This is a genomic window from Paractinoplanes hotanensis (assembly GCF_023717965.1).
GTDB classification, from domain to species: Bacteria; Actinomycetota; Actinomycetes; order Mycobacteriales; family Micromonosporaceae; genus Actinoplanes; species Actinoplanes polyasparticus.
Window position 1 is genome coordinate 88762 of record NZ_JAMQOL010000049.1, and the last position, 18679, is coordinate 107440.

At 72.0% G+C, this 18679-nt stretch carries 14 protein-coding genes; 5 read left to right on the top strand and 9 right to left on the bottom strand.

The window, feature by feature from the left end:
- Window positions 1-54: 54 nt before the first annotated feature.
- Window positions 55-276, bottom strand: a complete 222-nt coding sequence (locus LXN57_RS34025) for a hypothetical protein (protein WP_251802328.1) — start codon at window positions 274-276, stop codon at window positions 55-57.
- Between the two features lie 109 nt (window positions 277-385).
- On the opposite strand from LXN57_RS34025, the gene LXN57_RS34030 reads away from it, so the two are divergent.
- Window positions 386-1576, top strand: a complete 1191-nt coding sequence (locus LXN57_RS34030) for an RNA polymerase sigma factor (RefSeq protein ID WP_251802329.1) — start codon at window positions 386-388, stop codon at window positions 1574-1576.
- Window positions 1577-1580: 4 nt separating this feature from the next.
- On the opposite strand, the gene LXN57_RS34035 is transcribed toward LXN57_RS34030, so the two are convergent.
- Both LXN57_RS34035 and LXN57_RS34040 read right to left on the bottom strand, forming a co-directional pair.
- A complete protein-coding gene (locus tag LXN57_RS34035) occupies window positions 1581-1934 on the bottom strand; it encodes a YciI family protein (protein WP_251802330.1) in 354 nt (117 codons plus the stop codon).
- 79 nt (window positions 1935-2013) lie between these two features.
- A complete protein-coding gene (locus LXN57_RS34040; protein ID WP_251802331.1) occupies window positions 2014-3693 on the bottom strand; it encodes a sulfatase-like hydrolase/transferase in 1680 nt (559 codons plus the stop codon).
- A gap of 138 nt (window positions 3694-3831) precedes the next feature.
- On the opposite strand from LXN57_RS34040, the gene LXN57_RS34045 reads away from it, so the two are divergent.
- Window positions 3832-6225 carry a phosphoketolase family protein gene (locus LXN57_RS34045; protein WP_251802332.1) on the top strand — a complete coding sequence of 798 codons (2394 nt, stop codon included), beginning with the start codon at window positions 3832-3834 and terminating at the stop codon, window positions 6223-6225.
- Here LXN57_RS34045 and LXN57_RS34050 read toward each other — a convergent pair.
- Window positions 6222-8504 carry a putative bifunctional diguanylate cyclase/phosphodiesterase gene (locus LXN57_RS34050; protein ID WP_251802333.1) on the bottom strand — a complete coding sequence of 761 codons (2283 nt, stop codon included), beginning with the start codon at window positions 8502-8504 and terminating at the stop codon, window positions 6222-6224. The two genes, LXN57_RS34045 and LXN57_RS34050, sit on opposite strands and share 4 nt — an antisense overlap.
- 201 nt (window positions 8505-8705) lie before the next feature.
- Between LXN57_RS34050 and LXN57_RS34055 the strand changes: the two genes are divergently transcribed.
- Both LXN57_RS34055 and LXN57_RS34060 read left to right on the top strand, forming a co-directional pair.
- Window positions 8706-10073, top strand: coding sequence for a transaminase (locus tag LXN57_RS34055; RefSeq protein ID WP_251802334.1), 1368 nt, complete (start codon window positions 8706-8708; stop codon window positions 10071-10073).
- A gap of 61 nt (window positions 10074-10134) precedes the next feature.
- Window positions 10135-11652: a methyl-accepting chemotaxis protein gene (locus LXN57_RS34060; RefSeq protein WP_251802335.1), complete on the top strand. Its 1518-nt coding sequence runs from the start codon at window positions 10135-10137 to the stop codon at window positions 11650-11652.
- Window positions 11653-11662: 10 nt separating this feature from the next.
- Here LXN57_RS34060 and LXN57_RS34065 read toward each other — a convergent pair whose 3' ends face one another.
- Window positions 11663-13243 carry a methyl-accepting chemotaxis protein gene (locus tag LXN57_RS34065; protein WP_251802336.1) on the bottom strand — a complete coding sequence of 527 codons (1581 nt, stop codon included), beginning with the start codon at window positions 13241-13243 and terminating at the stop codon, window positions 11663-11665.
- A gap of 324 nt (window positions 13244-13567) precedes the next feature.
- On the opposite strand from LXN57_RS34065, the gene LXN57_RS34070 reads away from it, so the two are divergent.
- Window positions 13568-14713, top strand: a complete 1146-nt coding sequence (locus LXN57_RS34070) for a cytochrome P450 (RefSeq protein ID WP_251802337.1) — start codon at window positions 13568-13570, stop codon at window positions 14711-14713.
- Here LXN57_RS34070 and LXN57_RS34075 read toward each other — a convergent pair.
- From LXN57_RS34075 to LXN57_RS34085, 4 genes are all read right to left on the bottom strand, one after another.
- Window positions 14700-15887 (bottom strand): cytochrome P450, encoded by a 1188-nt coding sequence (locus tag LXN57_RS34075; RefSeq protein WP_251802338.1) that lies wholly within the window; start codon window positions 15885-15887, stop codon window positions 14700-14702. The two genes, LXN57_RS34070 and LXN57_RS34075, sit on opposite strands and share 14 nt — an antisense overlap.
- Before the next feature lie 295 nt (window positions 15888-16182).
- Window positions 16183-17004 (bottom strand): trypsin-like serine protease, encoded by an 822-nt coding sequence (locus LXN57_RS34080; protein WP_251802339.1) that lies wholly within the window; start codon window positions 17002-17004, stop codon window positions 16183-16185.
- Window positions 17005-17183: 179 nt separating this feature from the next.
- Window positions 17184-17282, bottom strand: a complete 99-nt coding sequence (locus LXN57_RS48660) for an MFS transporter small subunit (RefSeq protein ID WP_438870903.1) — start codon at window positions 17280-17282, stop codon at window positions 17184-17186.
- On the bottom strand, window positions 17279-18667 hold the full coding sequence (locus tag LXN57_RS34085) for an OFA family MFS transporter (protein ID WP_308206672.1): 1389 nt from the start codon (window positions 18665-18667) through the stop codon (window positions 17279-17281). Before LXN57_RS34085 ends, LXN57_RS48660 begins: the two co-directional genes overlap by 4 nt.
- Window positions 18668-18679: the final 12 nt, after the last annotated feature.

Below are 18679 nucleotides of genomic sequence, written 5' to 3' on the forward strand. Positions count from 1 at the left end.
GGTGTCACCGCGCCCCATCCTTCGATGGGCAGCGGATCGGCAAGCCCGCCCCGGTCAGTCGACCGGGTGGGGCCGGAGCTTCAGCACCGGAGCGATGTGCCCCGGGGGAAGCGCCGGAGCCCGCTCCGCGCCCAGTTCCTGGCGGAGGCGTCTCGCCGTACGCCGCCACCGCAGATCGTCGTCACCGGTCGGGCCCTGGTCGAAGGCCTCGGGTGGCAGCGCGGCGAGCGCGGCCAGCAGTCGCCCGTCATCCCACATGTGGGGTGGTACGGACATCGGGACCTCCCGGTTCAAAACCCTGCTGTCCACACGTCGCGACCGCCCGACCGGTTCGACCGAACAAGGGACGAGGAGAACACGGGGCGGACCGGGCAGACTGGGGCCGGTGGACGCACGGGCAGCGGTGGACGAGACCTGGCGTACGGACGCCGCCGGCATGCTCGGTGTGCTGGCCCGCCGGCTGGGCGATCTCGACCGGGCCGAGGAGGCGCTCCAGGAGGCGCTGGCCGAGGCGCTGCGCCGGTGGCCGTCCGACGGTGTGCCCGGGAGTCCGGCCGGCTGGCTGGTGACCACGGCCTGGCGCAAGGCGCTCGACGCGATCAAGCGGGAGGCGACCGGCCGCGAGAAGGTCGCGGTTCTGGCCCGTACGCCCCCGGACGCGCCCACCGGGGACGACCGGCTCGCCCTGATCTTCGCGTGCTGTCACCCCGCGCTGCCGGAAGCGGCCCGCATGGCGCTGACCCTGACCGCCGTGGCCGGCCTGTCCACCGAGGCCGTCGCCGCGGCGTTCCTGCTGCCGCGGGCAACCATGGCCCAGCGGCTGGTGCGGGCCAAGAAGAGCCTTCGAGCTTCCGGCGTACGGGTGGAAGTGCCGCCCGACGACGAGCGGGGAACCCGGCTCCCGGCCGTGCTGACCGTGGTCTACCTGATCTACAACGAGGGCTACCTGGTCTCCGACGAGGGTCACCTGGCCCGCGAGGGGCTCGACCTGGCCCGGCAGCTGGCCCACCTGATGCCGCGCGAGCCCGAGGCGGCCGGCCTGGCCGCGCTGCTCGAACTGCACGAGGCCCGCGCGGCGGCTCGCTTCGACGAGCGGGGCCGCCTCGTGCTGCTGGAGGAGCAGGACAGGTCCCGCTGGGACAGTGCCGTGATCCGGCACGCGGTGGGACGGCTCGCCCGGGCGGCCGCGTTCGACCGGCCCGGGCCGTACCAGTTGCAGGCGGCCATCGCGGCCCAGCACGCGCTGGCGCCGTCCTGGCCGGCGACCAACTGGGCCGCCGTACGCACTCTCTACGACCGGTTACAGCTGCTCACGCCGTCGCCCGTGGTCTCGTTGAGCCGTGCCGTGGCGACCGGGTTCGTGGCCGGGCCCGCGGTGGCGCTCGGCGAGGTGGACGCCCTCGCCGAGCGCTTGTCCGGCTATCGGCTGTGGCACGCGACCCGGGCCGACCTGCTGCTGCGACTGGATCGCCGGGACGAGGCGGTCGAGGCGTGGCGACGGGCGCTGGCCCTGGCCACCAACCCGGCCGAGCGGGAGCTGCTCACCCGGCGGCTGGCCGCTCTCGGCACGGAATGACGGCTCAGCGTTCCAGGACCGGGCGGATCTCCACCCGGTCGCCGATGGCCGCGATGCCCGGCCAGGTGGAGGCGATCGCCACCGCCTCGTCCATGTCGTCGGCGGTCAGGAAGATGATCGCGCCGACGACCTCCTTCAGCTCGAGGAACGGGCCGTCGGTGACCGTCGGCCTCCCGTCGGCGCCGCGGCCCACCGTCTTCGCGGTCGAGGAGGGCTGCAGCTCGGCGCCACCCTCCTCGATCTTGCCGGCCGCCGACCACTTCTCCCACCACGAGGTGATCTCGCCCATCAGCCGCTCGGCGGTCCCGGGGTCGTTCCAGGGGGCCTCGTCGCCGGCCAGGATCATGACGTAACGCATGGTGTTGTCTCCTCCGCTGGTGTGTCGTCTCCATGGTGACGATCGAGGCGGCGCCGGAATCGACATCCCGTCGGATCTTTTACGAGGCCGGGGTCTGCTCGCCGAACGCGGTGAAGAACTTGTCCCGGAAGTCGTTCATCGGCCAGACCGGGGCGTCGGGGCGGGGGCGCAGGCCCTCGGTCCAGCCCCAGCTCGCGATGCGGTCGAGCGCCTTCGGGCCCTTGGCCAGCACCGTGATGGGCACGTCGTGGCTGGCGCCGGCGCCGGCCGCGATCGGGGACGGCTGGTGGTCGCCCAGGAAGACCATCACCAGGTTGTCGTCGCCGTAGAGCTTGACCCAGTTGATCAGCGCGGTCAGCGAGTACACGATCGACTTGCCGTACTCGGCCCGCACCTCGCGCGGCTCGGCCCACAGGGCGCTCGGCTTCTTGGCCCCTTCGACCATACGGTGATAGATCGAGCCGTCGCCGACCTGGTTCCAGTCGGGCAGGTAGTCGGGGATCGGCGCCCACGGCGTGTGGCTCGAGACCAGCGGCATCTCGACCATCAGCGGGCCGCGGCCGGCCTTCTTGTACTCGATGGTGTTGAGCTGCTTGAGCGTGTACTGGTCGGGCATGGGCGACCAGCTGAACTTCGGGCCCTGGTAACCCAGGTTGCGGCTGTCCCACACGGTGTCGTACCCGTAGAAGTTGCCCTCGGGCCAGGCCCGCGTCGCCCCCGGCATGACGCTCACCGTGCGGTAGTTCGCGTCGCGGAACGCCCTGGTCAGCGTGAGCCGGTCGGTGGCGACCAGATTGCGGTAGCGCTGCTCGTTGTTGATCCACAGGCCGGACTCGAACGTGGCGTGGGCCAGCCAGCTGCCGCCGCCGAACGTGGGCGAGGTGAGCCAGCCGCTGCGCGCGGTGAAGCCGGCCTCGGCCAGGGCGGCCGTCCCCCGGTCGAGCACGGGCGTGACGGCCGGGGCGAGGGCGACGCCCTCGACGGCGCTGCGGCCGTAGCTCTCGACGAAGGTGAAGATGACGTCCTTGCCCTTGAGCCCGGTGAGCATCTGCGCCGGCGGCACGGTCTTGAACGGGTCCTGCTGCACCTCCTTGGCGAACTCAGCCTCGTCCCGCAGACCGGCCCGGGCCTGGTGGGCACGGTCCCAGGCGTACGTGGCGGTGCTGCGCGCCGCGACCGGCACGGCGCCCCAGACGGAGACGCCGAGCGAGAACGTGAGCGCCCACGCCACGCCGACGCCGCCCGCGGTGATCGCCGACCGCTTGCGGTGGCGGCCGACCAGGGCGCCCACCCGCAGCACCGACCAGCAGGTCAGGGCCAGCACGCCGGCGACCAGCAGGACGATCACGGCGACGGCGGCGATCGCGGCGAAGCGGCCGTACGAGTCGACGACGAAGCTGAACGCGTCGTCGAACAGCACCCAGTCGAGCACCGGGTCGAACGGCCGGTTCAGCTCGGAGAAGAAGCCCATGTCGAGGCACTTCTCGAGGACCAGCAGACCGACGAGGGCGCCGGCGACGATCGCGAACACCCGGCGCGCCCGCGGTGGCAGCACCACCAGCAGGCCGACCATCACCGCGCCCTCGAGCGGGATGCGCAGGAAGCCCAGCGGCGTCAGGCGGGACAGGATGTTCGGGAAGATGAGGGCCACGAAGAGCAGCAGGGCCGCCAGGACCGTCAGCGTCAGCTGGACGCGGGGGTGGCGGGCGAACGTCTTCAAGCGGCCGACGGCTGGCGGGCCGTCCTGGATCTCGGGCACGCCCAGGGGAACGGATGGACGGGGGTCCGCGGTTCAGTGACACTCAAAAGTCACTTCCACCCGGTATCAAAGACTTTATTGGCCGCCCCCGGGTAGCCATGGTGACTGTCCACGACCGCGAAGTGAGAGGACGAGCCTGTGCCCACGGCTGTCTCCGACCTGCTGCCGACGCTCGACGATGCCGACCTCGCTCGTATCGACGCCTGGTGGCGGGCCAACAACTACCTGACCATCGGTCAGATCTATCTGCAGGCCAACCCGCTGCTGCGCGAGCCGTTGAAGGCCGAGCACATCAAGCCGCGGCTCCTCGGCCACTGGGGCACCAGCCCTGGCCTGTCCTTCGTCTACGCCCACGTCTCGCGCCTGATCCGCCACACCGGGCAGGACGCGATCTATCTGACCGGCCCCGGGCACGGCGGCCCGGCCCTGGTCGCGGCCGGCTACCTCGAGGGCGCCTACTCCGAGGTCTACCCCGAGGTCACCCGCGACGAGCCGGGCCTGCGCAAGCTGTTCCGCCAGTTCTCCAGCCCCGGCGGCATCCCGAGCCACGTCTCGGTGACCACCCCGGGCTCGATCCACGAGGGCGGCGAGCTGGGCTACGTGCTGGTCCACGCGTTCGGCGCAGTCTTCGACAACCCCGACCTGCTGGCGATCGCCGTGGTCGGCGACGGCGAGGCCGAGACCGGCCCGCTCGAGGGCTCGTGGAAGGGCGTGTCCTTCCTCAACCCGGCCCGCGACGGCGCCGTGCTGCCGATCCTGCACCTCAACGGGGCCAAGATCTCCGGCCCCACCGTGCTCGGCCGCAAGAACCCGGCCGAGGTGCGCGAGCTGCTGAGCGGTCACGGTTACGAGGTGATCGAGGTCGAGGGCGACGACCTCCCCGGCATGCACCAGCGGTTCGCCGCCGCGCTGGCCGAGGCGTGGGGCCGCATCCGCACCATCCAGCGCTCGGCCCGCGAGGGCGGGTGGGACGGCACGCGCCCCACCTGGCCGCTGATCGTGCTGCGCACCCCCAAGGGCTGGACGGGTCCGGCCGAAGTCGACGGTGTCAAGGTCACCGGCACGTTCCGGTCCCACCAGGTGCCGCTGTCCGGCGTGCGCGACAACCCGGAACACCTGGCCCTGCTGGAACAGTGGCTCAAGTCGTACCGGCCGGAGGAGCTCTTCGACGACGACGGCGCGCCCGTCGCCCTGCTGCGCGAGCAGGACCCGGAAGGCGACCTGCGGATGAGCGCCAACCCGCACGCCAACGGCGGGGTGCTCACCCGCGAGCTCGACCTGCCCGACTTCCGCGGCTACGGCATCGACGTGACGACGCCGGCGACGCTGCGGGCCGAGTCGACCCGCAAGCTCGGCGAGTACATGCGCGACATCTACCGCACCAACCCCGACCGGTTCCGGCTGTTCTCGCCCGACGAGACCAACAGCAACCGGCTGGGCGCGGTCTTCGAGGTCTCCGACCGCACGTTCATGGAGAAGGTGTACCCCGGCGACGTGGCGCTCGGCCCCGACGGCCGGGTGATGGAGGTGCTGTCCGAGCACAACTGCCACGGCTGGCTCGAGGGTTACACGCTGACCGGCCGGCACGGCCTGTTCGCGACGTACGAGGCGTTCGCCATGGTGAGCGCGTCGCAGACCATCCAGCACGGCAAGTGGCTGGAGGAGGCCGCCCACCTGCCCTGGCGGGCCAAGGTGCCGAGCCTGAACGTGCTGCTCACCTCGACGGCGTGGCGCAACGACCACAACGGCTTCAGCCACCAGGGCCCCGGCCTGATCCAGAACGTGCTGACCCAGCGCGGCACGGTGAGCCGGGTCTACCTGCCGCCGGACGCGAACTGCCTGCTCTCGGTGGCCGACCACTGCTTCCGGTCGAAGTCCTACATCAACCTGATCGTCATCGACAAGCAGCCGCAACTGCAGTGGCTGACCATGGACGAGGCGATCGAGCACTGCGCCCGCGGCGCCGGCATCTGGAACTGGGCCGGCACCGACGACGGCACGACCGACCCCGACATCATCATGGCCTGCGCCGGCGACGTCGTGACCATGGAGACGGTGGCCGCGGCCCAGATCCTCAAGCAGAAGCTGCCCGGCATGCGGGTGCGCGTGGTCAACGTCGTCGACCTGATGACGCTCGTCCGGCGCAAGGACCACCCGCACGGCATGAGCGACACGCTGTTCACCGAGCTGTTCACCGACACGGTCGACGTGGTGTTCGCGTTCCACGGCTACCCGGGCGCCGTGCACCAGCTGGTGCACGGCCGGCCCGACGCCGACCGTTTCCGGGTGCGCGGCTTCATCGAGCAGGGCACCACCACGACCCCGTTCGACATGACGGTGCGCAACCGGGCCTCGCGCTACCACCTGGTCATCGACGCCATCAACAACGCGCGCCGCCTGCCGCAGGGCGCCGAAGACCTGAAGAAATGGTGCGAGTCCCAGCTGGCCCGCCACGAGCAGTACGTGGTGGAACACCTGGAGGACATGCCCGAGGTCCGCGACTGGTCGCTAGGCGACTGGGCGGAGTCCTAGGCGACGGTGGTGGCGGCCCGTAGCGGGGTGCGGGCCGCCGCGAAATCGGGGTCGGCGACCGGGCGGCCGAAGTGGTAGCCCTGCAGGTAGCGGTAGCCGAGACGCTGCAGGGCCTCGGCCTGGGCCGCCGTCTCGACGCCCTCGGCCACCGCGGTCAGGCCGAGGCCGGCGGTGACCTGGAAGAGGGCGTCGGCGATGACCGTGTGCCGCCCGGCCTCGGTCACGTTGTCGACGAAGGACTTGTCGACCTTGAGGATGTCGACCGGGACGGTCTGGAGCAGGCCGAGCGACGAGTGCCCGGTGCCGAAGTCGTCGAGCGCGATCCGCACGCCCAGCGCGCGCAGTTCGTGCAGCGCGACCACGGCCTGGCCGCCCTCGAAGACGGCGGTCTCGGTCACCTCGACGGCCAGGCACGAGGCGGGCAGGCCGCTGTCGGCCAGCGCGGCCGCCACCGTCGCCGCGAAGTGCGGGCGGGCCAGCTGCCGGGCCGAGACGTTGACGCTGATCCGGTCGGGCGCGCCCGGGCCGAGGCCGGCGCGCCACGCCGCGAGGCGGTGGCAGGCCGTCCGCAGGATCCACTCCCCCAGCTCGACGATCAGGCCGTTGCGCTCGGCGACCGGGATGAACGCGGCCGGGCTGACCAGGCCCCGCACCGGGTGCTCCCAGCGCACCAGGGCCTCGACCGCGGCCACCCGACCGGCCGGCAGCTCGACGATCGGCTGGTAGACCACCCGGAACTGGCCCAGGTCGAGCGCCGTGCGGATCTCGGCGCCCAGCCGGACGTGCTCGCCGGCCCGCTCGTCGAGGGCGGGCGTCCAGCGGCGTACGGGCTCGCCGGTCTGCTTGGCCGCGTGCATCGCCGACTCGGCCTGCCGCAGCAGCTCGACCGGGGTGGTGCCGGCGCCGCCGGCCAGACCGATCGCGACCCCCACATACAGCTCGTGACCGCCCTCGGCAACCGGCGCCCCCAGCGTGCGGGCCAGCGACGCGGCGAGCGCCCGGACCTGGTCGGCGTCGGCGTCGGCCAGCAGCAGCGCGAACTCGTCGCCGCCGATGCGGGCCACCAGGGCGCCCGCCGGCGCCGCCTCGGCCAGCCGCGCGGCCACGGACACCAGCACCCGGTCGCCGATCGGCCGCCCGAGCTCGTCGTTGACGTTCTTGAAGCCGTTCAGTCCGAGCAGCGCGATCTGCGGGCGGCCGGCGGCCAGGGCGTCGCGCAGCTCACCTTCGAAGCGGCGCCGGCTGGCCAGCCCGGTCAAGGGGTCCTGCATGGCGGCCCGGGTCAGCTCGGCCGACTGCCGGCGCACCTCGAACACGAAGCCGGACATGCGGGCGATGATCAACAGCACCAGCGTGCACGCGCCGGCCGCGACCGAGAGGCGGCCGACCGGGTCCGCGCCGATCCGCGGGACGAGCAGCAGGACCGGCGCGAGCAGGGAGCAGGCGCCGAACAGCAGCAGCCGGGACGGGCCGACGCGGGCGGCCACGCGCTCCTCGCCGCCGCGCTCGCCGGCCATCGACGGGTGCAGCGCGGCCACCGACCACAGGATGTAGGCGAGCAGGAACACCGGGTCGGCCAGGTGGGTCGAAGCCGTCGTGTAGAGCGGGATGACGGCGAACGCGGTGTCGGCCACGAGCATCATCACCGCGCCGGCGACCAGCAGGCGGGCGCTCGGCGATCGGGCCGCGCCCCCGGTGAACAGGCGCGCGAGCAGTCCGATGACCATCGCGTCGGCCGCCGGGTAGGCGACGGTGGTGATCTGCTCCAGCGTCGACGAGCCGGAATCGGCGGCCACGGGATAGAGCACGAACAGCCAGAAGACCAGCCCCAGGCCGGTGCCGACGATGGCCGCGTCGATCAGGTCGCCGGTGCCGCCGCGGTTGCGCCGCACCAGCAGCAGAAGGCCGGCGAACAGCATCGGGTACGAGCCGAGGTAGAAGATGTCGGCCGGCGAGGGGTACGGCGCCTGGTGCAGGACGTTCTCGTAGAACTCGTAGGTCAGGTCGCCGGCGACGAACGTGATCTGCGCGGCGGCTAGCCAGCGCCACATCGCCGGGCGCTCCGGCCGGTGCAGGCGCAGGGCGAGCAGGATGCCGGCCGCGGTGGCCACCCCGATCACGTCGTAGAGGAGGTTCGCGACCGTGCCCTCGGGCAGGACGTAGTGAACGACGGTCGCGACCATCCCGGTCGCGAGCCACCAGATCCAGAGCCGTCCGTGCCGCACACCGGGTGATCGGACGGGCGGCGGCCCGACCTGAGCCGGTGCGATGGACCTCACATGATCACGTGCAGTGGCCTCCGGTGGCCGCTCATCAGGAAGGGTGGACATGGTGATCCGCGGCCGAGCACCCGGCGGCGCGGCGCCTGCGGATCGTCCTCGCCCCGACCGAGCCGGCCGGGCCGATCATCCGCGACCGGCTACTGCGGAATCGCTTGCCGGGGCTCGCCTGAGGGACCGGAACATTGGTAGCGTCTCGCCATGACGACGGAATCCGGAGTTGATCGTGCCCTGCTCGCCGGGCTGGCGACCCGCGAGCGCAGCGTCTTCGCGCAGCGGCGGCCCCGCTCGGCCGCTGCCTATCAGCGGGCCGGCCACCTGTTCGGCCGGGTGCCGATGACCTGGATGAACAAGACCGCCGCGGGCTTCCCGGTGTATGTCGAGCGGGCGTCCGGCAACCGGATCACCGACGTCGACGGCCACGAGTACCTCGACTTCTGCCTGGGTGACACGGGCGCCATGGCCGGGCACTCGCCGGCGCCCGTCGTCGAGGCCGTGAACCACCGGCTGGCGACGCTGGGCGGCGCCACCACGATGATGCCGACCGAGGACGCGGCAGCGGTCGGGGCCGAGCTGAGCCGGCGCTTCGGGCTGCCGTACTGGAGTTTCGCGCTCACCGCGACCGACGCCAACCGGTGGGCCATCCGCCTGCTTCGCGCCGTCACCGGCCGGCCGAAGATCCTGGTCAACAGCTACTGCTACCACGGCTCGGTCGACGAGTCGCTGATCGTGGTCGGGCCGGACGGGCACGGCGTGAGCCGCGAGGGCAACGTCGGCGCGCCGGTCGACGTGACCGCGACGAGCCGGGTCGCCGAGTTCAACGACCTGGCCGGGCTGGAGCGCGAGCTGGCCCACGGCGACGTGGCGGCCGTGCTGATGGAGCCGGCGCTGACGAACATCGGCATCGTGCTGCCCGAGCCGGGTTACCTGGCCGGGGTGCGCGAGCTGACCCGCAGGTACGGCGCCTATCTGATCAACGACGAGACGCACACGTTCTCGGCCGGACCCGGCGGGGCCACCGCGGCCTGGGAGCTCTCCCCCGACGTCCTGACGATCGGCAAGGCCATCGCCGGCGGCATCCCGATCGGCGCGTACGGGCTGAGCGCCGGCCTGGCCGAGGCGATCCTCGGCCGCGACGACCTCGACCTGGTCGACATGGGCGGCGTCGGCGGCACCCTGGCCGGCAACCCGGTCTCGATGGCGGCGGCCCGCGCCTGCCTCGAGCAGGTGCTCACCGAGCAGACGTTCGACGTCATGATCGCCACCGCCACGGCGTTCGCCGGCGGGCTACGCAAGATCATCGAGGGGTACGGCCTGCCGTGGTCGGTGAGCCAGCTGGGCGCCCGCGTCGAATACCGGTTCGCCGACCCCGTCCCGCGCAACGGCACCGAGTCGGCGGCCGCCGCCGACGCCGAGCTGGAGGACTTCCTGCACGTCTATCTGGCCAACCGCGGCGTGCTGCTCACCCCGTTCCACAACATGGCGCTGATGTCGCCCGGGACCACCACGGCCGACGTCGAGCGCCACCACTCGATCTTCGCCGACGCCTTGGCCGAGCTCACGGCCTGAGGCCGGGCGCCGTTTCACGATAGTGCCGTAAATACCGCATAACACTCCGTAGCCTGACATCATGGGTCTGTTCGGAAGGCGAGCGGTGGACGAGGGCGCGCCGCAGCGTGCGCTTCCCCGCGACATCGAGGCACTCGAAGAGCTGGTCACCAACCTCGAGTCGGCGGTCGACGAGGCCAGCAGCTGGCGCGTCTACGCTTCGACGAACCTCGAGTTCTACGGCCTCGAATACGTTGCTGTCTGGCTCGTCGACAAGGGCAGCCCGCGGCTGGAGTTCGAGTGCGGCCAGTTGGCCGGCAAGCTCACCGGCTCCGGGCCGTCCCCGCTGGTGCAAGAGGCCGTCCGCAGTGGGCACGCGGTGTGGGCGAACGAGCGTACGGCGGCCACCGATCCCCGCCTTGCCTCGGCGCTGCGCGGCGGTGCGAACGCCGGGGTGGCCGTTCCGGTCGTCAAGCACGGCCGTTCCACCGCGGTGCTGGAGTACTACACCACTGCCGACTTCGCTCCGGACGCCGCCCTGATCAGCAAATGGGGTGCCATCGCGCGGGTCGCCGAGCAGGCCCGGGTGGCCGCGCTGACCGCGTACTACACCCGGCAGGTGGCCGACGACCGGCTGGCCGTCACCAACGTGGTCGCCGCGCTGGGCCACACGACCGACTCGTCGGTCGCGCTCCGATCCGCCCTGGACGCCGTGCGGACGGCCTTCCACTGGGCGTACGGGTCGTACTGGCAGATCGACGACCAGGACAACGTGCTGCGCTTCTGCGTGGAGTCGGGCGACGCCGGCGAGGAGTTCCGGAAGGTGACGCTGGCCGCGACCTTCGCCGAGGGAGTGGGCCTGTCGGGCCGGGCCTGGCGGGCGCGCGACCTCGTCTTCGTCCGCGACATCGGACAGCTCACCGACTGCGTGCGGGCCCCCGCGGCGCAGCGGGCAGGCGTACGGTCCGGGGTCTGCTTCCCGATCTCCAGCGGCGACCGCATCGTCGGCACGATGGACTTCTTCACCACCGAGTACGTCGAGCTCTCCGACTCGCGGATGGACGCGCTGCGCAACGTGCAGCAGCTGGTGTCGCAGCGCCTCGACGTGGTACGCGGCGCCGAGCAGGCGGCGCACAACGCCCGCGAGCTGCTCGACACGGTGTCCCGCCTGCGCACGGCCACCAGCGACGCGAGCCGGGTGGCCGAGGACGCCGTGAGCCGGGCGTCCGACATGACCGGCGACGTCGCCTCGCTCAACGACGCCTCGGCGGCGATCGGCGACGTCATCCAGATCATCTCGTCCATCGCCGACCAGACGAACCTGCTCGCCCTCAACGCCACGATCGAGGCCGCCCGCGCGGGTGAGATCGGCAAGGGCTTCGCGGTCGTCGCGGGCGAGGTCAAGGAACTCGCCCGCGAGACGGCCGAGGCCACCAAGAAGGTCTCCGAGCAGATCGCGGCGCTGCAGTCGAGCGCCGAGTCGGTGGCCTCCGGCATCCGGACCACGAGCGACACGATCGCGCAGCTGGACGCGGTGCAGGCCCGGATCGGCGAAGTGCTCGAGGAGCAGGCCTCGATGGCCCACGCCTTCGAGCACTAGGCCCTGGGCGTCAGTAGCGGAAGCGCGAGACCAGGGTCTGCAGCTGGCTCGCGGTCGTCGCCAGATCGTCGGCCGCGTGCCGGGTCTCGCCGACCGAGGCCGTCGTGCGCTGGGTCGCCTCGGAGACGCCGCCGATCGTGGCGGCGATGTTGCCGGCGTTCGACGCGGCCTCGGACAGGGTCCGGTTCATCTCCTGCGTGGTGGCGGTCTGCTCCTCGACGGCCGAGGCGATGGTCATCTGGATGCCGTTGATCCGCTCGATGATCGCCGAGATCTCGCCGATCGCGGCGACCGCGCCGCCGGTGTCGCTCTGGATGGCCTGCACCCGGCGCGCGATGTCCTCGGTGGCCTTGGCCGTCTCCTGGGCCAGGTCCTTCACCTCGCCCGCGACGACCGCGAAGCCCTTGCCGGACTCACCCGCGCGGGCGGCCTCGATCGTGGCGTTCAGGGCGAGCAGGTTGGTCTGCTCGGCGATCGCGGTGATCGTCTTGACGACCGAGGCGATCTCGCTGGACGACTCGCCCAGCCGGGCCACGATCGCGTTGGTGGCTGAGGCGACCTCGACAGCCTGCACGGCGACCTCGGACGCCTCGGTGGTGGAGACGCTGATGTCGCGGATCGCCGAGCCCATCTCGTGCGAGCCGGCCGAGACGACCTGCAGGTTGTTGGAGACGGTGTCGGCCGCGGTGGCGACGGACCCGGCCCGGACCGAGGCGTCCGAGGCGGCCGAGTCGACCGCGCCGGAGACCGCGGTCAGCTGGCCCGCGGCGGCGTGCAGCGTGGAGGCGTTGCCGGCCAGGGACACGACGTCCTGGCGCAGGCGGGCGATGGCCTGGTCGAGGGAGCCCGCCATCAGGCCCACCTCGTCGCGGACGGTCACGCCGGAGGTGCGGGTCAGGTCGCCCTCGGCCAGGCCCTCGGCGACCCGGGCGACCCCCCGCACCGTGGTCCGCACCCGGTTCGCCACCCGGAACCCCAGCAGCAGGCTGATCAGCACGCCCAGCCCCAGCAGGACGGCGATCGTCCAGGTGGCGGAGGTGGTCTCCGACTCGGCGTCGTGGATCGCGGCCTCGGAGCGGCTCTGCGCCAGCTCGGCCAGTGCGGTCTGGTCGGCGCCCAGCGCGGCGTAGAGCTTGTTGTACGTCTCGAGGATCGTCTGCAGCTGGGCCGCCGAGGCTTTGCTGTTGTCGGTCCCGAGGAACTTCAGGAAGGCCTCCCAGTCTGCGGCCGCCTTGTCGACAACGGCGACGGCGCCCGCGTCACCGGCGAAGGCCACCCGCAGCCGCTGGAGCGAGTCCTGGATGGCGGCCTTGTTGGCCTCCATGTTCTGCTCGATGACCGTCCTCAGCGCCGGGTAGAGCCGGGACGCCGAGGTGTTGCCGCCGAACGACTCGATGTTCTTGGCGAACGCGCCGGACGCCGCCGAGACGTCGATGGTCGACCGCTGAGCGGCCGCCGCGTCCCTGTTCTGGCCGCGCAGGGTGACCAGCGCGACGCCGCCGACCAGCACCCCGCTCAGCGTCCCGGCCAGCACGGCCGTCCCGATCTTCGTCCGCAGCGAGCGGTTGTCGAACGCCCCGACCAGTCCCATAACCCCGTGCCTTTCCGGTTGAGCTCCGGTCTCGCTCCGGCTTCGCTCCGGTTTTTGATCCGCGAAACATCAAATCGGCACGGAAGGCGCTCTTGCTGAGGTTTACGGCACAGCACCGCAACGTGATCCGTTCGACGAGCTTCACCAGGTCGCGGTCGTCCGTGACGTCGGCGGCGACCACGACGGCGCCGAGCCCGGCGGCCACCTGGGGATGACGCCAGGGAGCGCCGAGCGCCGGATCACCAGCAGAACCCGCCACCCCACTCGCCATTCCCGCCATCCGGCGCGCTGGCCGGCGGCGAGCGGGTCGTTCACGATGTGTCGGTGACGGTCGACTTCACGGATCCCGAATTCATCCAGGACCCGTATCCGGGGCTGGCCCGGCTGCGCGAGCAGGGTGCGGTCACGTGGCACGAGCCGACCGGGCAGTTCCTGGCGGCCTCCCACGCCGCGGCCGGCGCCGTGCTGCGAGACAGGCGGCTGGGGCGGTTCTGGCAGGACAGGGAGCCGGCCGAGGTGTACGAGCCGTTCAACCTGCTGCACCGGAACCAGATGATGGAGAACGAGCCACCCGTCCACACCCGGCTGCGGTCGGTCGTGGCCCGGGCGTTCGGGCGCGGGCACGTCGCCCGGTTGCGGCCGGCCGTCGCGGCGTCGGCGCAGACGCTCGTACGGGAAGCCGGGTTGGAATTCGATCTGCTGGCCGACGTGGCGGAACCGTTGGCGGTCACGGTGATCGCGGAGCTGCTGGGCGTTCCGCCGGGTGACCGGGGGCGGTTGCGGCCCTGGTCGGCGGCGATCGTGCGGATGTACGAGGTGTCCCGCACGGCCGAGGTCGAGACGGCCGCACTCGAAGCCTGCCGGGAGTTCACGAGCTACCTGCGCTGGCTGACCGCCGAGCGCGCCTCGTCGCCGCGGGACGATCTGATCAGCCACCTGGTGCCGGGGCTCTCCGCCGACGAGCTCGTGGCGACCGCGATCCTGCTGCTCAACGCGGGACACGAGGCGTCGGTCAACGCGCTCGGCGGCGGCATGGTGGCGCTGCTGCGGCACCCGGCCGAACTGGCGCGGTTGCGGAGCGATCCGGCGCTGCTCGTCCCGGCGGGTGAGGAGATGATCCGGTACGACTCCCCGCTGCACATGTTCGTGCGGACGGCCGCCGCGGACGTCACGATCGGGGGCGTACGGGTTCCGGCCGGAGCGAAGATCGCCGCCCTGCTCGGGGCGGCCAACCGGGATCCGGCCGTCTTCGCGTCGCCGGACAGCTTCGACGCCGGCCGGGATCCCAACCCGCACCTGGGTTTCGGCGCGGGGCTGCACTTCTGTCTCGGAGCGCCTCTGGCCCGCATCGAGCTACAGGCCGGGCTGCGGGCGCTGCTGTCGTACGAGATCGAGCTGGCGGCGGAGCCGGTCAACCGGCCCACGTTCGTGCTGCGCGGCTATCGCGAGGTGCGGCTCACCCGGTCGTGACCGGCAGCGCCGAGAAGCCGCGCAGCACCAGGCGGTCGCGGCGCTCGGCCACGCCGGTCAGGGCCAGACGCGGCAGCATGGTCAGCAGCAGCGGGAAGGCGACCTGGGCCTCGAGCCGGGCCAGCGGCGCGCCCAGGCAGTAGTGGGCGCCGCCGCCGAACGAGACCGGCTGGATGTTCGGGCGGCCGGGGTCGAAGCGGTGCGGGTCGTCGTAGCGGGCCGGGTCGCGGTTGGCCGAGCCGAGAAGCATCGTGAGACCGGCGCCGGCGGGAACGCTGAGTCCGTCGCCGAGGTCGAGCGGCTCGGTGGTGAGGCGGGACGTGAGTTGCACCGGTGAGTCGTACCGCAGGATCTCTTCGACGAAGGCGGGCGCCAGGTCGGGGTGCGCGCGCAGCCGCTCCGCCTCGGCCGGGCGGCCCAGCAGCAGGTGCAGGCCCAGGCCGAGCAGGTTGGCCGTGGTCTCGAAGCCGGCCACGAGCAGCAGCACCAGGTTGGCCAGCATCTCCTCGCCGGTCAGCGTGTCCCCCGAGGCGGCCAGGGCGGTGGTCAGATCCTCCCGCGGGTGGCGCCGGCGCTCGGCGATCAGGCCGATGAAGTAGTCCTCGAGGTCGCGCCCGGCCGCGTCGGCCAGCTCCATCTCGTCGACCGTGCTGATCGGCTCCAGCACCACCGTCAGGTCGGCCGCCCGCTGCCGGAACCAGGCGCGGTCGCTGTCCGGCACGCCGAGCAGCGCGCAGATCACGCCGATCGGCAGCGGGTAGGCGAACGAGGTCATGAAGTCGGCCGTCGCGGGCATCGCCTTGATCAGCTCTTCGGCCTGCCCGGCGATCACGTCGCGCATGGCGGCGATGCGTCGCGCGGTGAAGGTGGCCGCGGCGGCCCGGCGCACGCGGGTGTGGTCGGGCGGGTTCATCTGCAACATCGACAGCACGACGGACGCGACGCCCCGGTTCTGCCGCCACTCGGGCCAGAACTGGTCGTAGTCGCGGCTGTCGGCCAGGCGGACGGCCGGGTCCCGCAGGAGGCGGGTGGTGAGGGCATGGGTGGTGACATACCAGCGCTCGTCGGGCGCCAGGAAGGCGGGTGCGTGCGCCCGCAGGACGTCGTAGGCCGGGTAGGGGTCGTGACGGCCCTCCGGGGAGAACAGTGAACCGAGCGCGCTCTGGTAGTCCATGCCGTCCATCATCTCCGGCGCGGGCCAGTGTCGCGCCGGCCGGTGGTGGGCGGGCCGCCGCCCCGCTGCCCGCCCACCCCGGCACGTGACTGCCGCCGCGCGCCTGGACAAGCGTTCCCCCGGCGGCAGTCACCCCGGCCGGCCGGCCGCGACCCGGTTCCCGCGGTGTCGTCGGCCGGCTCATCATCACGTTCGATGTGCCGTTACCACGCTATGGAGGTTTCCGGTCGCTCCGGAATCGGCCGTCCCACCCCGGCGCCCCCTCGCGTTGGGGGTCCCGTCCGGACCGATCCGCCTACCCCGCCGGGACGGCCGGCACATGCGCCGACAGGAACTCCCAGGCCGCGCTGGCCCGGTCGACCCGGTTGTAGATCCCGACCCACGTCTGCGGGCGCCCGCTGAGGTCCGGGGCGTCGCAGGTCTCGCGGTCGGCGGCCCCGGCGGTGACGGTCTGCAGTTCCAGAGCGCCGTCACGCCGTACGAACATGGGCCCGCCGCTGTCACCCCGCGAGGAGCCACCGTGGACGGACGTCACGAACGTCATCTCGCGATCGGGGAACACGCAGGGTCCGTTGTTGACCGCGGCCAGGCTGGCGACCCGCACCCGCCCCACGTGCTGGGACGGCCGGCCGGCGAAGCCGTACACCTCGGCCGTGGCGCCGTTCGGCGCGCCCCGGGCCGCTATCCGAGCCGGCGTCACCGTGGTGACCGGGTCTGTCAGCTCGAGCAGCGCGATGTCGTTGGCCAGGCTCCGGCTGTCGTAGCCGTCCATGCGCCAGACGGCCGCGACCGCCCACCGCGCGTCGTCGGGGGCCGACGGCCGGACCACCATGTCCTTCGCCCGGTAGCCGTGGCCGGGCTGCCGGTCCACATTCGTGCAGTGCTGCGCCGTGACGACCCAGCGCGCCGCGATCAGCGTGCCGGTGCAGGCGAGCCCGTCGTCGAGCAGACCCCGGTCGGCCCCGACCCGCACGACGGCCGCGACACCCGAGTCACCGGTCACCTCGGTCGCCATGGCCTGGGCGCCGACGATCGCCGAAGCCTGCCCGGTCATGGCCCAAGCGACGAAGGCGGCCAGTCCGGCCGAGGCGACTCGCCCCCATGTGAGCCTGTTCACCACCCGGACCTCCTCGTAGCGTTCCGCCGCGACGCCCTCACGCTACGAACAACGCGCCACTCCGCGGAATCCCCCGACCCACCGGGCCCACTCGTCGATCCGCCTACCTCGAAAGTGGAACGCGGACATGACGCGGCCCGGGCCGCTCGGACGAGCGACCCGGGCCGGGGACGACGAAGCTACTGGAACAGCTTGGCCGCGGTCATCACCGTCTGGATGATGCCGTAGCCCAGCAGGACGGCCACCAGCAGCCAGGACAGGACCAGACGGGCGCTCATGCCGCGGCCTCCTTCTCGAGCGGCCGGGCCGGCTCGTGGTAGCGCTCCGGCACCGGCCGGATCAGCAGGTTGGCGACGAAGCCGACGACCAGGATGCCGACCATGGTGAACAGGGCCGGCTGATAGGCCGCGCTGGTCAGCGTGCCCGGCTTGCCCTCGGCGTCGAGGAAGCCGTTGATGATCAGCGGCCCGGCCACGCCGGCGGCCGACCAGGCGGTCAGCAGGCGGCCGTGGATCGCGCCGACCTGGAACGTGCCGAACAGGTCCCGCAGGTAGGCCGGGACGGTGGCGAAGCCGCCGCCGTAGAACGACAGGATGATGCCCGCCAGAATGACGAACAGCCAGGTGGCGGCGTCGCCGACCGTGGCCAGCAGCAGGTAGAGGATCACGCCGACGCCCAGGTAGACCAGGTAGATGGGCTTGCGGCCGATCACGTCCGACGTCGACGACCAGGCGAACCGGCCGGCCATGTTGAACAGCGACAGCACGCCCACGAAGCCGCCGGCCGCGGCCACGCTGACGCTGGATACGCCGTCCGACCGGAAGAAGTCCTGGATCATCGGGCTGGCCTGCTCCAGGATGCCGATGCCGGCGGTCACGTTGCAGAACAGCACGATCCACAACAGCCAGAACGCCCGGGTGCGGATCGCGTTGGCGGCCGACACGCTCGCGGACGTGACCAGCGGCTTCACCTTGACCGAGGCCGGATCCCAGCCGTCGGGCTTCCAGTCGCCGGCCGGCACACGCATGTTGGCCACGCCGAACATCATGATGACGAAGTAGGCGATGCCCAACGTCAGGAACAGCGCCACCAGAGATCCGCCCGAAGCGACCGAGGTGGCCACGCTCGGGTCGTAGTTGTCGTCGTAGAACGAGAGCAGCTGGCGCGAGGCCGGGCTGGCGATCAGCGCGCCGCCGCCGAAGCCCATGATGGCCAGGCCGGTGGCCAGGCCGGGCCGGTCGGGGAACCATTTGATCAGCGTCGACACCGGCGAGATGTAGCCGATGCCGAGGCCGATGCCGCCCAGCACGCCGTAGCCCAGGTAGACCAGCCACAGCTGGCTCGTGCCGATGCCGAGCGCGCTGACCAGGAAGCCGGCCGCCCAGAAGCAGGCCGACACGAACATCGCCTTGCGCGGTCCGTTGCGTTCGACCCAGGTGCCGCCGACCGCCGCCGACAGGCCCAGCATCACGATGGCGATGCTGAAGATGATGCCGATGGAGGTCTGGCTGGCCTCGAAGTGCGAGACGAAGGAGTTCTTGTAGACACTCGTCGCGTAGACCTGGCCGATACAGAGGTGCACCGACAGGGCGGCGGGCGGGATCAGCCAGCGGCTGAAGCCGGGCGGCGCCACGGAGTGTTCGCGGTCGAGCCTGGTGAGCAGGGACAAGGTTGC

Bases quoted from the DNA above. Each gene is read 5' to 3' on its own strand.
- LXN57_RS34025 (WP_251802328.1), bottom strand. From the start codon at position 276: ATGTCCGTACCACCCCACATGTGGGATGACGGGCGACTGCTGGCCGCG.
- LXN57_RS34035 (WP_251802330.1), bottom strand. From the start codon at position 1,934: ATGCGTTACGTCATGATCCTGGCCGGCGACGAGGCCCCCTGGAACGAC.
- LXN57_RS34055 (WP_251802334.1), top strand. From the start codon at position 8,706: ATGACGACGGAATCCGGAGTTGATCGTGCCCTGCTCGCCGGGCTGGCG.
- LXN57_RS34060 (WP_251802335.1), top strand. From the start codon at position 10,135: ATGGGTCTGTTCGGAAGGCGAGCGGTGGACGAGGGCGCGCCGCAGCGT.
- LXN57_RS34065 (WP_251802336.1), bottom strand. From the start codon at position 13,243: ATGGGACTGGTCGGGGCGTTCGACAACCGCTCGCTGCGGACGAAGATC.
- LXN57_RS34075 (WP_251802338.1), bottom strand. From the start codon at position 15,887: ATGGACTACCAGAGCGCGCTCGGTTCACTGTTCTCCCCGGAGGGCCGT.
- LXN57_RS48660 (WP_438870903.1), bottom strand. From the start codon at position 17,282: ATGAGCGCCCGTCTGGTCCTGTCCTGGCTGCTGGTGGCCGTCCTGCTG.